The organism is Phycisphaerae bacterium (genome assembly GCA_024102815.1).
In the GTDB taxonomy this organism is placed as follows: Bacteria; Planctomycetota; Phycisphaerae; order UBA1845; family UBA1845; genus JAGFJJ01.
This window is the reverse complement of record JAGFJJ010000069.1, coordinates 122,680-136,680: the sequence shown is the minus strand read 5'-3', so window position 1 is coordinate 136,680 and position 14,001 is coordinate 122,680. Positions and strand designations below refer to the sequence as shown.

General features: G+C 61.7%; 12 protein-coding genes. 4 read left to right on the top strand and 8 right to left on the bottom strand.

All coding sequences use genetic code 11. From position 1 onward, the window contains the following. Nucleotides 1–148 precede the first annotated feature (148 nt). From ald to J5J06_16740, 6 genes are all read right to left on the bottom strand, one after another. Complete coding sequence (ald, locus tag J5J06_16765; protein MCO6438748.1) at nt 149–1,261, bottom strand: alanine dehydrogenase; 1,113 nt, start codon at nt 1,259–1,261, stop codon at nt 149–151. A gap of 227 nt (nt 1,262–1,488) precedes the next feature. Beyond that, nucleotides 1,489–3,129: a phosphoenolpyruvate carboxykinase (ATP) gene (gene pckA / locus J5J06_16760; protein ID MCO6438747.1), complete on the bottom strand. Its 1,641-nt coding sequence runs from the start codon at nt 3,127–3,129 to the stop codon at nt 1,489–1,491. A gap of 159 nt (nt 3,130–3,288) precedes the next feature. Continuing rightward, nucleotides 3,289–3,702, bottom strand: coding sequence for an acyl-CoA thioesterase (locus J5J06_16755; GenBank protein MCO6438746.1), 414 nt, complete (start codon nt 3,700–3,702; stop codon nt 3,289–3,291). A 50-nt stretch (nt 3,703–3,752) separates the two neighbouring features. Then, nucleotides 3,753–5,591 (bottom strand): M20/M25/M40 family metallo-hydrolase, encoded by a 1,839-nt coding sequence (locus J5J06_16750; protein ID MCO6438745.1) that lies wholly within the window; start codon nt 5,589–5,591, stop codon nt 3,753–3,755. A gap of 175 nt (nt 5,592–5,766) precedes the next feature. Beyond that, the gene (locus tag J5J06_16745; GenBank protein ID MCO6438744.1) at nt 5,767–6,033 is read right to left on the bottom strand and encodes a hypothetical protein; all 267 of its coding nucleotides are present in this window, start codon (nt 6,031–6,033) and stop codon (nt 5,767–5,769) included. Between the two features lie 141 nt (nt 6,034–6,174). After that, a complete protein-coding gene (locus J5J06_16740) occupies nt 6,175–6,615 on the bottom strand; it encodes a YkgJ family cysteine cluster protein (GenBank protein MCO6438743.1) in 441 nt (146 codons plus the stop codon). Nucleotides 6,616–6,908: 293 nt separating this feature from the next. Here J5J06_16740 and J5J06_16735 point away from each other — a divergent pair, with 293 nt between their 5' ends. From J5J06_16735 to J5J06_16725, 3 genes are all read left to right on the top strand, one after another. Next, nucleotides 6,909–8,237 (top strand): S41 family peptidase, encoded by a 1,329-nt coding sequence (locus J5J06_16735; GenBank protein ID MCO6438742.1) that lies wholly within the window; start codon nt 6,909–6,911, stop codon nt 8,235–8,237. A gap of 114 nt (nt 8,238–8,351) precedes the next feature. Continuing rightward, nucleotides 8,352–9,860, top strand: a complete 1,509-nt coding sequence (locus J5J06_16730) for an asparagine--tRNA ligase (GenBank protein MCO6438741.1) — start codon at nt 8,352–8,354, stop codon at nt 9,858–9,860. 314 nt (nt 9,861–10,174) lie between these two features. After that, complete coding sequence (locus J5J06_16725; GenBank protein MCO6438740.1) at nt 10,175–11,125, top strand: hypothetical protein; 951 nt, start codon at nt 10,175–10,177, stop codon at nt 11,123–11,125. Between the two features lie 67 nt (nt 11,126–11,192). Here the strand turns inward: J5J06_16725 and J5J06_16720 are convergent, their stop codons facing one another. Together J5J06_16720 and J5J06_16715 are read right to left on the bottom strand one after the other, a co-directional pair. Further along, nucleotides 11,193–12,575: a PQQ-binding-like beta-propeller repeat protein gene (locus J5J06_16720; protein MCO6438739.1), complete on the bottom strand. Its 1,383-nt coding sequence runs from the start codon at nt 12,573–12,575 to the stop codon at nt 11,193–11,195. A gap of 32 nt (nt 12,576–12,607) precedes the next feature. Continuing rightward, the gene (locus J5J06_16715) at nt 12,608–13,300 is read right to left on the bottom strand and encodes a Crp/Fnr family transcriptional regulator (protein MCO6438738.1); all 693 of its coding nucleotides are present in this window, start codon (nt 13,298–13,300) and stop codon (nt 12,608–12,610) included. A gap of 128 nt (nt 13,301–13,428) precedes the next feature. On the opposite strand from J5J06_16715, the gene J5J06_16710 reads away from it, so the two are divergent. After that, entirely contained in the window at nt 13,429–13,851 is a 423-nt protein-coding gene (locus J5J06_16710) for a nitrous oxide-stimulated promoter family protein (GenBank protein ID MCO6438737.1), read from the top strand. The last annotated feature ends 150 nt before the right edge of the window (nt 13,852–14,001 follow it).

Here is a 14,001-nt window from a genome sequence, read left to right as displayed (position 1 = left end):
CCTGATTCGAAAGCAGAGTGGGCGGACCGCATTCGGACGGTCCCGAATCAGGCTCACGTGACAGGCCGAGATTGCCTCGGCCGGTTCCAGCATGACGCAATCGACGCGGAACCGCCGAGCCAAACCCGATATCTAAACGGAAAGGTCGTCAGCGGGCAACCGATGACGGTGTGTAATCCAGTCCAAAAGCGTCGGCAACGGGCTTGTTGGTCACTCGACCGAGCTCCATGTTGATTCCCGCGGCCAACCCCGGATCCTGCCGGCAGGCCTCCTTGTAGCCCAGTCCGGCCAGCTTCATGGCGTAAGGCAATGTGGCATTGGTAAGGGCGAAGGTAGAAGTACGTCCCACCGCGCCCGGCATATTGGCCACGCCATAGTGCACGACATTGTCGACAATGTACGTGGGATTATCGTGCGTCGTCGGGCGGATGGTCTCGAAACAGCCCCCCTGGTCGACGCCGACGTCGACCACCACCGCACCAGGCTGCATGAGGGAGAGCATTTCCCGCGTTACCAGGATCGGACAGCGGGCGCCGACCAGCAATACCGCGCCGATGACCAGATCGGACTGGGCGAGGTACTTCTGGAGTTCAAGCCGCGTGCTGTAGACGGTGTGAACGTTGGCGGGCATGACATCGTCAAGGTAGCGAAGACGATCAAGATTGACGTCCATGATCGTCACATTTGCGCCGAGGCCGGCGGCGATCTTCGCGGCGTTGGTGCCCACGACACCACCGCCGATGATCAGCACCTCGGCGGGATGCACACCGGGAACACCGCCGAGGAGAATTCCCCGCCCCATCATCGGCTTCTCGAGATACTTCGCCCCCTCCTGGATGCTCATCTTCCCGGCCACTTCGCTCATGGGGGTGAGGAGGGGCAAGTGCCCTTCATGATCGACTATGGTCTCGTATGCGATGGCGATGGACTTGGTTTTCATGACGCCCTCGGTCAGTTCCCGATCGGCGGCAAAATGAAAATAGGTGAACATCACCTGGCCCTCGCGCATCATCGCCCGCTCCGGCGCCAGCGGCTCCTTGACCTTGATGATCATTTCCGCCTTGCGAAAGACGTCTTCAGGCGTGTCCAGGATCGTGGCTCCTACCGCGAGATAGTCGTCGTTGGTGAAGCCGGATCCGAAGCCCGCATGATTCTCCACCAGCACACTATGCCCTCGACGGATCAGCTCGTCCGCTCCCGTCGGAGTCAGGCTGACACGGTACTCATGCGTTTTGGTTTCCTTGGGGATGCCGATGATCATGATCGATCTACCTTGCGAGGGGGACGGATCGTCGAGGCGATAGCGCAGGACACCGGCCGATCCGCCGAACCACGGACAGCCCGGCACACCAGACCGGGGAGACTACGGGCATCGTAGCCGCGCTTAAATTGGCAGGCAATTGCCGTGCCCGACGGCCCGGGTGATTGCGGATCACACAGGCCTTGGCGGATCCTCTTATTGAAACGGAGTTTGAACCCGCGTCAGGTTCAGGCTTTTGGAGCCGCGGCCTCGACCTCGGGGGCAACCATCTCAAAGCCCTTGACATTTTCGGCAAAGAGGGCGCTCAGTCGGCGCGCGGCAGCATCGTACGCGGAACCGTCTTTCCAGGTTTTCCGCGGCGTGAGCAGCTCCTCGGGCACGTCGGGACAGGACTGCGGAACGGCGACGTGAAAGACCGGATCGGTCCGGTAGGCAACATCATCCAGCTTCCCGCCCAAGGCAGCCTTGACCATCGCCCGGGTATGCCGCAGGTCGATTCGCTCCCCGACACCGTGGCCGCCACCCGTCCAGCCCGTATTGACGAGCCAGCACTGCACACCGTGTTGCGCGAGGCGCTCCCCCAGCATGACCGCATACCGCTCCGGCGCCAGAGGCAGAAAGGGCGACCCGAAACAGGCGCTAAACGTGGCCTTGGGCTCCGTGATTCCGGCTTCAGTCCCGGCCACCTTGGCGGTGTACCCCGCGAGGAAGTGATACATCGCCTGATCAGGCGTCAGGCGGGCGATCGGCGGGAGGACCCCGAATGCATCGCAGGTCAGAAAGACGACGTTGCGCGGGTGTCCGGCCGTGCTGGGAATAACCGCGTTGTCAATGAAATCCAGCGGATACGCGGCGCGGGTGTTTTCGGTAAACTCGGCCGAGTTGAAATCGATGTCGCGCGTGTCGCGATCGACGACGACGTTTTCCAGCACCGTCCCGAATCGCACCGCGCTGAAAATCTGCGGTTCATGCTTGCGCGAGAGCTTGATGCACTTGGCGTAACATCCGCCCTCGATATTGAACACCCCGTGGTCATTCCAACCGTGTTCATCGTCGCCAACGAGACGGCGATGGGGATCGGCCGAGAGCGTGGTCTTGCCGGTTCCGGAAAGCCCGAAGAACAGCGCCACGTCTCCGCCACGGCCGACATTGGCCGAACAATGCATGCTGAGCACGCCCGCCCTCGGCAGAACGTAATTCATGATCGTGAAGATACTCTTCTTGATCTCTCCCGCGTACGCGGTCCCGCCGATCAGGACGAGCTTCTTCTCGAGATGGACCACGACGAATGTGCTGGAATTCGTGCCATCCTCATCAGGGACGGCCTGACAGGAAGGTACGTTGATTACCGTGAACTCCGGCTCATGCCGGCGGGTGGACCCGGGCACGGGTCGGATGAACAACTGCGAGGCAAAGAGGTTGTGCCACGCCGTCTCGGTCACCACGCGGATAGGCACACGGGTCCCCTCGTCGGCGCCGGCGAACATGTCCCGCACGTAGAGCTTTCGCCCCCGGCAGTGGCGCATGACCCGCTGATGAAGGGCCTTGAAGTGTGCCTCAGAAATCGGCTTGTTGATCTTTCCCCACCAGATGTCATGCCGGGAAGATTTCTCCTCCACCAGGAATTTGTCCGTGGGGGCCCGGCCGGTGTGCTTGCCCGTCCGACAGACCAGCGCTCCGTTCTCGGAGAGCGCCCCTTCGCCTTGCCGAATCGCATGCTCGTAGAGTTCAGCCGGAGGAAGATTCCAGTACAGGTCGCCGAGATCGGTCAGGCCATGATGCTCCAAACCGAATCCGCTGGGGGAAAGGCCGTAGTCGGACACGCTTACCTGCTCCGCCGCGCCCCGTCCGGAAGGCTGACAAATCATTCACCCCGCGCCGCACCACGCCGCTCGCCGGACGAAACTGAACGAAGGTGGAATGACCCAAACAGCCCTATTTTAGCATCTTTGCGGCAACTGGAAAAGGCCGAACCCTTCGAGGCGGGAAGCGGATTCGGGACAGGGGCTGGCCGGCGTGGGGACTCTTCAGGTGCTTACCCAAAGCACCTCCGGCATGGTAATCGGCCGGCCGTCACGCCCCACGCACGCGAGGGTCGACGAGGCTTCGGTCGTCCGGCGACCATCCACGTAAACCTCGTAATCGTGATCCACGCGCGTCCGGGTGATCCGGGACACGCGGACCAGTACGCTGGCGATGTCGTCATATCGGATGGGGGCCAGATACTTGATCTGAGCCTTGTATACGACGAAGAACACGCCCTCGCGCTCAAGGTCCCGATAGCGCACCCCGAGCCGGCGGAGCAATTCCGTCCGGGCTTCCTCGAAATACTCCCAGTACCGGCCGTGGTAGAGATAGCCCATCGAGTCGCACTCGCCGTAGCGAACGCGAAAATCGATCGTGAGCGACTCCCCGATCCTGCCGATGCTCGTGGTACTCACGATTGTGTCATCACGCTTCAGAAAGGACCCGCATCGAGCCCGCACTCAGCCTACCTGGCCGCGGCCAGCGTCACTGACAATGCCGTTTCTTCTCCGCTGCGCAGAACCACGACCGACACGGCGTCGCCGGGCTTGTTGTCCCGGGTCGCGGCCATGTAGTCATATATGTTTGCCACGGGCTTCTCGCCGATGCGAATGATGCGATCTCCGGCTTTCATGCCCGCCAGATCCGCCGGTCCTTCCGGGTTCACCGCCTCGACCTTCATACCCGGGTTGCCATCGTCCACATACCCCGGCGTGAGTCCCATGACCACGCGGAAACTCGGCGTCCCGGCCACCTGGCTTTCCCCCTTGGCCTTGACGAGTTCGTACTCGGGACGGTCGGGACGATCCGCAAGATCGCGCGCCACGGCATACACCAGTCGAGCAACTTTTTCGCCGCCGGCTGCATTGATGAGATCGGCGTCGTCCTCCGGCGCGTGGTATTGCGCATGATGGCCCGTGAAAAAATGAAGCGAGGGGATCTCCTTCCGAACGAAAACGGCATGATCGCTGTTCCCTCCGGCATCCGGCGTCGCCCCGATTTCCAAGGCGAGCTTCTCTGCCTCGGGCTCGAGGATCTCCATGAAGCACTTTCCCGTCTTCGTGCCGAAGACGGTGACCTTGGACGTTCCTTCCGGCATCCGGCCGATCATGTCCATGTTGAGCATGGCGACGATGCGGTCGGGTGGGAATCCCAGGTGATTGATGAAATGCGTGCTTCCCTGGAGGCCCGTCTCTTCGGCCGTGAACGCGATGAAGAGTACAGAGCGGTCCGGTGCCCCACTCCGTTGGAACATCCGCGCGATCTCCAACAACCCGGCGACTCCGGAGGCGTTATCATCCGCGCCATTGTGAATCTGCGGAGCAAGGGAAGCCGTTACCAGCTTTCCTTCCCGGAAGACGCGCTTCATCGGCCGGCGGATGCCCAGGTGGTCGTAGTGTGCCCCGACGACGACGATCTCGTCCGCGTGGGGTCCCGTTCCGGGAAGCATGCCGACGACGTTGTGTGTCGGCACCTCGACCGTCTTGAAGACGGCCTGCCCGTCGGCACGAACGCCGCGAAGCGTGGCCGATGCGAATGTCCCCCCGTCCAGTTGCGCCTGGAGCTCGTCGAGCGATGGCAATCCGCCTTCTTTTAGCACGGCATCCGCGACCGAGCGCTTGATGTGAAACGCCGGTATCCCGTACGAATCTGCCAATTCCTTTTCGAATGGGACGAGGTCGTCCGTTTCTCCCTCGGCCGGCGCGGCGCTCACGAGGAGAACAGCTGTCGCGCCGCGGTCCTTGGCGTTGTAGACCTTGTTGCGAAACATCGCGTGCCGCGTGGGATTGCCATTCTCGTCCGCCCACGAAGCCGGCTCACCGCGCAACATCAGAGCGACTTTGCCGGAGAGATCGAGATGAACGAAGTCGTCCACGCCGCGGTCCGGATCGACAATTCCATAGCCGCAGAAGACCACCGGCCCGGAGAATTCCTCGTCCGATGAAAACGAGAACGGAAGGTAGTCTTCTCGAAGATTCAAACCGTCGATCGAGGGCGAGAAAGCGAGCCTCGTCTCCGTCTGGATGGCCCGGTCGGTCGGCATCGTGAACGACTGGAAGTAGGACCCGTCATCCCCGGCGGGCCGAAGGCCATATCGACGAAAATGATCGGCGATGTAATCCGCGGCGAGTTCGATGCCATGGGAACCGATTCCCCGACCTTCCAGCTTGTCGCTCGCCAGATAGTCGACGTGGTGCTGAAAGCGCTGCTCACCAGAAGTGGCGCAGCCCCATCCAAAGAGTACTGCACCGGTCAGCGCGGCGCAGACGAGCCCCATCCTATGCGACGAGATCTTCGAAGCCACGAAGCGCTCCTTCAAAGAATGCCCGACAACGAGAATGCCAAGGGGGCATGATGATCCGAGCCGGGCCGGGAATCAACCAGCAACCGCAGCGTCACCCGCTGCGGAATGCGGTATGGAAGTGCAATTCTTCAGGCCAGCGCCTTCGGAAACGCGGCGGAATCAGGTGCGGCAAGGTCTATCGATCGTGCCAGCGATTCAGACGGGTCGGTCGCTCCGTCTGGAAAAGGAGATCGATGTCCTCCGCAAGGCCCTTCTTGTCTGCCTGGAGGACCCTGTAGACGCGGAAGCTATGCTCTTCGGGTGTTTCCGTGTATGTGCTCATCCGGGCGTGCGGGTAGTACCAAGGCGCCTGCATCTTGTCGCGGCTGGCACATCCCATCGCCATCATCCCAGCGAATGTAGCCACGCAAACCGCTGCCAACCACCTGTTCCCACGAACCATGCGCATCGTCCTTCCGTTGCGACCCCTGCCTCCGCTGATCCGGTGGACGGCCGGGGCATTCCACGCCACGCATCCTAGCCAACCGATCATCCTCGTCAACCGCCCGGGTCTTCAAACGGCGGCTCGCTCCATGGCCCTCTTTCACGAGGACGGCAGCTTGCCGCGGCGGATCGATTCGATTTGTACGAAAGTGTATTCCCGGCCACGGTTCATGCCAGGGCACTTCTCGCCGGCCGCCTGCCAGTCGCTGGGGTTTCGCAGATTCTGGTTCCAGAAAGGCCAGGTGCGACATTGGACGGGCCGGACCGGGTAGATGGAGCACATGGACTTGCCGTCCTCGCGCCGCAGAAAGATGCAGTCGCCGTCCGGGCGCTCGGTCAGGCTGTAGCGAAGCCCCACCCGTCGAAGCTGTGAGCGATCCAGCGTACCGTCCGGACGACCCAGGAACGCCGCGATCCGGGCAATCTCATCGCGCGTGACCCAAACATACCCCGGCTCGCCGCTACAACAGTTCCCGCACTGCGTGCATGAGAACTTCAAGCCTTCCTGGTACCATTTTTTTCGCAAGGCGGTACGTCCCATCCCGGCTCCTAACGGTCAACGATCGATTGTCCCCGGGCAAGGCGGCTGCGCCCGCTTGTGATCGCAGTGCCACGAAGAACCGGCCCGACAGACGATCCTATCGGTCCCTGCCGCAGGCGTCCAATTCACAGCGTCCAATCGTTGGGCCTTCCTTCGGGGCCGCCCGCGGAACTCCGATAAACAAAGAGTGGCGCAGCATGTGAGCTCGAACGTCCCCGTCCATGGGGCGGGGAATAAGTCGGCACGACGAGCGAATACGGATCAATGCAGACCGCAGGGCCAAGCACGGACGCATGACGTACACGAGTTACAGAATTATCCGCATGCTCGTGCTTGTTCTCGTCGTGGCCATGCTGTTGCATTTGCCACCGAAGATCGCCCGCCAGGACGTGGTCTGGAAGACCTACCGTGCCCTGGTGGAGGTTGACGCTCTGGCCCGGCAGCACTTCATCGAGCCGATCGCCGAGCCCCGTCTGGTTGACGGCGCCATCCGCGGGATGATGCTCCAATTGGACCCTTACAGCGGGTATTTATCCCCTGCCGAACTGCAGGCTTTCGAGCGTCGCAACCGCAGCCATTTCGTGGGCATCGGGGCTGAAATTGGGGCGAGAGATGGTTCGCTTGTCGTTATCGCTCCGCATGAGAACGGCCCCGCCGCCCGCGCCGGGCTTCGACCCGGCGACACGATCCTCCGCATCGACGGGGGCGACACGGCCGGCCTGTCCGTTTTCGATACCGAGGAGTTGCTGCTCGGAGATCCCGGCACGTCCATCGAATTGCTCGTAAAACGCAACCACGTCCACGATCCCGTAACGGTTCACGTTGTTCGCGCCGACGTCGAAAACCTCAGCGTACGCGGCGTAAGAGCTGGGGCTGACAGCATCGATGACTTTCTTCTCGACGGAGAACCTCCCGCTGCCTACCTTCGCATCAGCCGGTTCAACGAGGACACGACAGCCCAAGCTACACGAGCCCTGCGCATCATCGACGAGGCGGGCGTGAGGTCCCTTGTACTCGATCTGCGCTTCAATCCCGGTGGACTGATCGAACAGGCGGTTGGCGTCGCCGATCTCTTCCTCGACGGGGGGCTGATCGTCTCCACCGTGACTCGAAATCAGGTCATCCGGAACTTCACTGCCGGCACAGAAACACCCGCGCTCGGCTGGAGCGTCGTCGTGCTGATCAATGGCGCCACGGCCAGCGCGGCCGAGGTCCTCGCGGGGGCTCTCCAGGACCATGGCCGGGCGGTTCTCGTGGGAGAACGAAGCTTCGGGAAGGGGTGTGTGCAGCGGCTTATCCATCTGGAAAGCTTGCCAGCAGCGATCAAGCTGACCTACGCCTACTACCGGCTGCCCGGCGGCAGGATCATCCATCGCGGCATTTCGCCGGAGACGACCGATTGGGGCATCCATCCCGACGTCGAAGTTCCGGCCGAATTGCCTGTCGCCGACGGGAAGCGAGGAGAGGAACCCTCAGAAGGGGCATCTTTGGAGAATCTGGCGGTCATCACCGCCAGTCTGCCGGAAACTTCGCCCGAGGCCGACAACCAGCTTCGCGCCGCGCTGGCCATACTCCGGGGGCAAGGCCAACCGGAGCAGAACGTGAAGCTTTCCGGCCGGTAGTCCGAGTCCCATTGGGCACAATGAGGGACCACCCACCCGAATCGGCCCGGTTCAACGGGGTCCGCGTCTCGACGCTCATTGAAGGTCGCCTTCCGGATTCGTACACTTGCCCCCATGGAAACAAAAACCACCACGATCAGCAGGCTCGCCGACCACGTCGGTGAGGAAGTAACGCTCGGCGGCTGGCTCTACAACATCCGATCAAGCGGAAAGATCGCCTTCGTGATTCTCCGTGACGGCACAGGCCTGTGCCAGTGCGTGCTGGAGAAGTCCGAGGACCGCCCGGAGGTATTTGATACCGCCCGGCACCTTGGGCAGGAGTCCGCGGTTCGCGTTCGCGGGGCCGTAGCCAGGGACGAGCGGGCGACGGGCGGCTACGAACTCAAGCTCAGCAATCTCGAGGTCATCCACGAAACCCGCGAATACCCCATCACGCCCAAACCGCACGGCATCGAATTCTTGATGAAGCACCGCCACCTTTGGTTCCGATCGCTGCGGCAGTGGCACATCATGCGCATTCGTGCCACGATCATTGATGAGATAAGGGGTTTCTTCAATCGCAACGGCTATGTTCTGATCGACACACCGATTTTCGCCCCGGCCGCGGGCGAGGGCGCCCAGACACTCTTCAAAGTCGACTACTTCGGTGAGCCCGTCTACCTCGCTCAAACCGGGCAGCTCTATCTCGAATCCGCGTGCATGGCGCATGGGAAGGTCTACTGCTTCGGCCCGACGTTTCGCGCCGAGAAGAGCAAGACGCGCCGACACTTGACCGAGTTCTGGATGGTTGAACCTGAAATCGCCTACGCCTCGCTCAACGACGTGATTGCCGTGGCCGAGGACTTCGTTTGTTCCCTGGTGGAACGCGTGCTGCGCGAACATCGCGAGGGGCTGATTGAACTGGGGCGCAACATCGAGGAGCTCGAGGCCATCAGGAAGCCCTTCTGTCGCCTGACCTATTCCGAAGCCGCCGACCTGCTCCGCGGGCCCAAAGCCAAGGAACTGCTCGAAAAGGACCTGGCGGAAAGGACGGCACGGCTGGAGGCCCTGGACGTCACCATCCAGGAGCTCGAAGCGGTGGCCAAGAGCGGCGAGAAGCAGTGGAAAAAAGACAAGGCCGCCGCCGAAGCCATCGAGGCCCGGGAGGAGCGTGCCGAACTTCAAGAGCAGATCACGAACATTCCCCGGCACATGGAGCTGGCGGCGAACTTCGAATGGGGCTCGGACCTCGGCGGAAGCGACGAGACGATCATCTCGCGCCTGCACGATCGGCCGACGTTCGTTACGCACTACCCCCGCGACTGCAAGGCGTTCTACATGCGCCAGGACCGGAAGGATGGGCGCATCGTGGAAAATTTTGACCTGCTCGCTCCACAGGGTTTCGGGGAAATTATCGGCGGATCGGCCCGAGAGGAGGATCTCGATCGCCTGGTGACGCGCATGCAGGAGGAACACCTGCCGCTGGAGGATTACGAGTGGTATCTCGATCTGCGTCGTTACGGGTCCGTCCCGCACGGCGGCTTCGGCCTGGGCGTGGAGCGCACCGTCGCCTGGATCTGCGGACTCAAGCACATTCGGGAGACAATACCCTTCCCGAGAATGATGGGAAAGTTCTATCCGTGACGACTGGAAGGGTGCTGCGATAGCAAGGCGATCGCGGGACAGGCGGAGCTATTATCGGGTCATTGGTTACTGGAATTCTGGCCGGATGGCAGCTTCGCGATCCGTTTGCTTTCACACCTGCTGAATCGTAGCCTCCACATTGGGACGCTTTCGATGCTCGGGAGCCCGCCGATCCCCCCTTCTCATCCATCGCCGGACGCGCGGCCGGTGACGGACTTGAGGCTCCCGCCACGAGCGGCGATCGTGTCGGATTCCACACATCTATCGGCGAGCGACCAGCTTGCCCACGAGCCGGGTCAGGGGGGAAAGAAGCCATGCATCGCCCGCTCACTGTCTGCATCCTGCTGTCATTTTTCGGGACCACCGGCGTCGCGTTCGCGCAAATGAACGAACCGCCGGAGTTTCCGCCGTCACCGCCGGGCGCCGTCGTGCAGCATTCGGGGGACGGCTGCCTGCTCATCGCCAGCGGCGACATTGTCCCGGGCGATGCCGACTGGCTGGAACTCAATCTCCCGTTTGACAGCGAGTTCACCGTTGTCGACGTCGACATTGAGGGTCTGGTCGGGGAAAGCCTGCTGAGCGTCCATCTCTCCGACGGCCGCGTGCTGTTCAGCACACGGGACAACAACAACTCGACTGATGGAACCTGCGGGACGGGTCCCGCGAGCAATCCGTTGGGCAACCGCCGCGACTCGGCCATCAGCCTCGGCGCCACGTCGCGGAACCTGATGATCGAGATCGGCGTCACCGGATACCCCGACTTCGCACTTTCGGGGGCCCACACACAGGCCTTCCATTATGACGTCTGGGTGTATGCACTTGGGCAGGGAGGATGCATCGACGACTTCGAATGTGATGACGGCGTGGACTGCACCGTGGATATCTGCAACGTTGACTCCGGGGAGTGTGAATACTGGCCCGACAACGACTTTTGCAATAACGGTTTGTTCTGCGACGGTGTGGAACGCTGCGACATGAATGAGGGCTGCGTGGCGGGAATCGTGTTCGACTGCGACGACCGCGTGGATTGCACGGAAGATTTCTGTGACGAGCGAACCCAATCCTGTTCGCACTGGCCGCGGCATGACTTCTGTGACGACGGTGTGTTCTGCAACGGCGGGGAACTCTGCCATCCCCGGCGGGGTTGCCAGGCGGGCCAGCCACCATGTCCCGATTTCTGTGATGAGACCTATGGCTGCTCCCGCGGAAGATTCCCCGCCCCGCCCTATTGGAATGGGGGATCGTCAAACGGCCGAAAGCGCTAGCCCGATCGCTCCGGGAAGGATTGCTCCGCCCTTCCCGGAGGTTCGGGCGCGGCGAAGCCCGGACCACCTATTCCGAAATCGCGAACACGTGCTTCTGTGTCCGAATGAACAGCGTTCCCTCCGATATGGCCGGAGTGGCCATGCAGACCTCCCCCATGGGATTCACGGCCAGCTCCTCGGCTGAGCGGTCGGCCTTGATCACGTACACATCGCCGTCTTCGCTCGCGTAGTAGAGTTTGCCGTCTCCGGAGACGGCCGACGCCGTAAACCCGGTTCGCCCGCCGCCAATTCGCTTCCGCTCGAACGTCTCGCCCGTTGCGACGTCGAAGACGCCAAACACGCCATTGTCGTTGCAGGTGAACAGCAGGTCGCCAACGACGATGGGCGTCTGCATATACGTACCGTAACCGCGCTTCCACCAGGCGATGAACTCGTTGGATTCTCCGGATTCGGGTGCGGTAACCGTTCCGTTGATTCCCGTTCGAAGGGCATACAGGGGCCGAGGTTCGCTATGGCTCGACGTGACGAAGATAAGATCATGCGCCACGATCGGGGTCGGCACGGGAATATCCGCCCCACCGGCGAACCGCCAGAGTTCCTTTCCGGTCCGCGGATCGTACCCGCCGATATGCCGATAGCCGTTCACAATCAGCTCGGCTCGCTCGGGCCCCTCGTACACGGTGGGTGTTCCCCACGTGGGCACATCCGCCCGCGGCGTACGCCAGACTTCCTTCCCCGTGGCAACATCAAGTGCCGCGACGAAGGAGTTCTTCTGCACGTCGCACTGCACGATGACCAAGTCATTCCAAATGATGGGCGAGCTGCCGAAACCCCACTGCGCGTCGGGCACCATGTAGAAACCGGCATCCAGTTCCCCCAGATCCTTCTTCCACAAGAGCCGCCCGTCGAGATCGTAGCAAAACAATCCTTCGGAGCCGAAGAAAACGACGAGGTGCTCACCGTCGGTGGCCGGGGTGCAATTCGCCTGCGTCGCTTTCGTATGGCGATAGAACGTTGGAACACCCTTGTGTGCCGTGCGCTCCCACTTAATCTCGCCGCTCATCTTGTCCAGGCAATAGACCTTCCACTCGTGCTCGCTCTTATCCAGAACCGGCGAAATGTCCCCGTACAGGCCCACCTTGAGCGAGTCGCCCTTGGCGCTGATCGCCGTCGTCACGAACAACTTGTCACCCCAGATGACCGGCGATGAGTGTCCCAACCCCGGAATCGGCGCCTTCCAGCGCACATTGTTCGTTTCCGACGCGTTCCAGCGCGTTGGTAAAGCGAATCCTTTCGCCACACCCCTGGCGTGAGGCCCGCGAAACTGAGGCCAATTGACGGTCTTTTTTTCGCTGCTTGACGGACTGTCGGCATTCGCCGCACTCAGCCCATTCGCTGCAATCGCGGCGCAGAGAACAACACCACCGAAGAATCTCCGGCCCACGGTCATACGATAATCTCCTCTATTCCCCGACCACTGGGTCACGCGAATTCCGCCGGAGCCAAACCATGCGCAACCGCCTCCAGCGCCGTATTGTTGAGGATTTCAACGTCCTGCTCACGCAGATCGATCAAACCGCAATCAAGCAGTCGTCGAAGTGTCCTCGACAACGTCTCGCTCGTCAGATTGAGATGGCTTGCCAAGTCGCGCTTGCGCATCGGAAGCGTGAAGCGCGAACCGGCCTCCGGTTTGTCTGTCTGCAGTAGATAATGGGCCACGCGAGCTGTGGCATCGCGCAGGACCAGATCTTCCAGCAGGCCGACAAGTCGATGAACCCAAAGCGACATTCCGGTCATCATCTCGATGCAGAATGCATGGTCGTCCAGCATGATTTGCCGAAATCCGACCTGCGGCACCAGAACCGACGCGCTGTCCTCCACGGCCTCGGCGTACGCCGGGCATGGAAATCCCCCGATGGCCGCCACCTCGGCAAAGGTCGAGCCGGGCCGCGCGAAGTGCAAAACGTGCTCCTTACCGTTGGGCGCAATCTTGTAGATGCGTACCGCCCCCTCGGCCACGACGTAGATGCCCGGACACTCATCCCCTTCGCGAAAGACCACGGTCCCCCGCCGATGCCGCACCGCCCGTGCGATACCTGCCACTTTCTCGAGTGAAGCCGGCTTGAGCCCGCCGAACAACCCGCATTGCCGCAAGACGGCGCGCGAATCAGACACAGAAGTCCTTCCCAGTCGGGGTACGCCCCGCGCGGCTTGATCTACATCAAGGCAAACAATCCTGACCGGCCCGAGAATCAAGTATGGCCCCGAACGCGGAGCTGCTCAAGTAGCGGAGCACGGCCAGCATGATTTCACTCAACATTCTACAAACGCCCCGCCGGGGTCTTCCGGTGGTCTCTCGAACCCGGAAATCACGGCGCGATGCGATCCTTCGCCACGATCTTCGCCGCCTGGCCCGCTTTGTGGAACTGTATTGCGACGGGCATCACAAGCACCGTGCACGCCGGAATTTCCAGCTGAAATCGTTCGCCGTCGCAGATCTTCTCGGGCGGCCGTCGCGCCTCTGCCCCGCTTGCAGCAAGCTGCTGGCACATGCCTTCGTCAAACGAACCCATTGCCCGTTTGATCCCAAGCCGACGTGCAAGCATTGCCCGAAGCACTGCTACGCTCCAGCCTATCGGGCCGGAATACGCGAGGTCATGCGTTACGCCGGACGACAGATGATCTATCGAGGGCGAGTCGACTTCCTGATTCATTTGCTCTTTTGACCGCCTCTTGCTCAAAACGCTCCGGAGAGGAGTACACCTCCACGTTCGGGCCTTTTTTGGATCAGACATGCCGGAAAGCATTGGTCGGCGCAATCACCGCGCCGTGGGCGCGCCCGCGGGGACTTGCGTATCGCCGGATTCCATCCGTAG

Coding starts and splice junctions, on each gene's coding strand:
- pckA (MCO6438747.1), bottom strand. CDS start 3,129: ATGATTTGTCAGCCTTCCGGACGGGGCGCGGCGGAGCAGGTAAGCGTG.
- J5J06_16740 (MCO6438743.1), bottom strand. CDS start 6,615: ATGGGACGTACCGCCTTGCGAAAAAAATGGTACCAGGAAGGCTTGAAG.
- J5J06_16745 (MCO6438744.1), bottom strand. CDS start 6,033: ATGGTTCGTGGGAACAGGTGGTTGGCAGCGGTTTGCGTGGCTACATTC.
- J5J06_16710 (MCO6438737.1), top strand. CDS start 13,429: ATGATTTCACTCAACATTCTACAAACGCCCCGCCGGGGTCTTCCGGTG.
- J5J06_16735 (MCO6438742.1), top strand. CDS start 6,909: ATGACGTACACGAGTTACAGAATTATCCGCATGCTCGTGCTTGTTCTC.
- J5J06_16720 (MCO6438739.1), bottom strand. CDS start 12,575: ATGACCGTGGGCCGGAGATTCTTCGGTGGTGTTGTTCTCTGCGCCGCG.
- J5J06_16730 (MCO6438741.1), top strand. CDS start 8,352: ATGGAAACAAAAACCACCACGATCAGCAGGCTCGCCGACCACGTCGGT.
- J5J06_16725 (MCO6438740.1), top strand. CDS start 10,175: ATGCATCGCCCGCTCACTGTCTGCATCCTGCTGTCATTTTTCGGGACC.
- ald (MCO6438748.1), bottom strand. CDS start 1,261: ATGATCATCGGCATCCCCAAGGAAACCAAAACGCATGAGTACCGTGTC.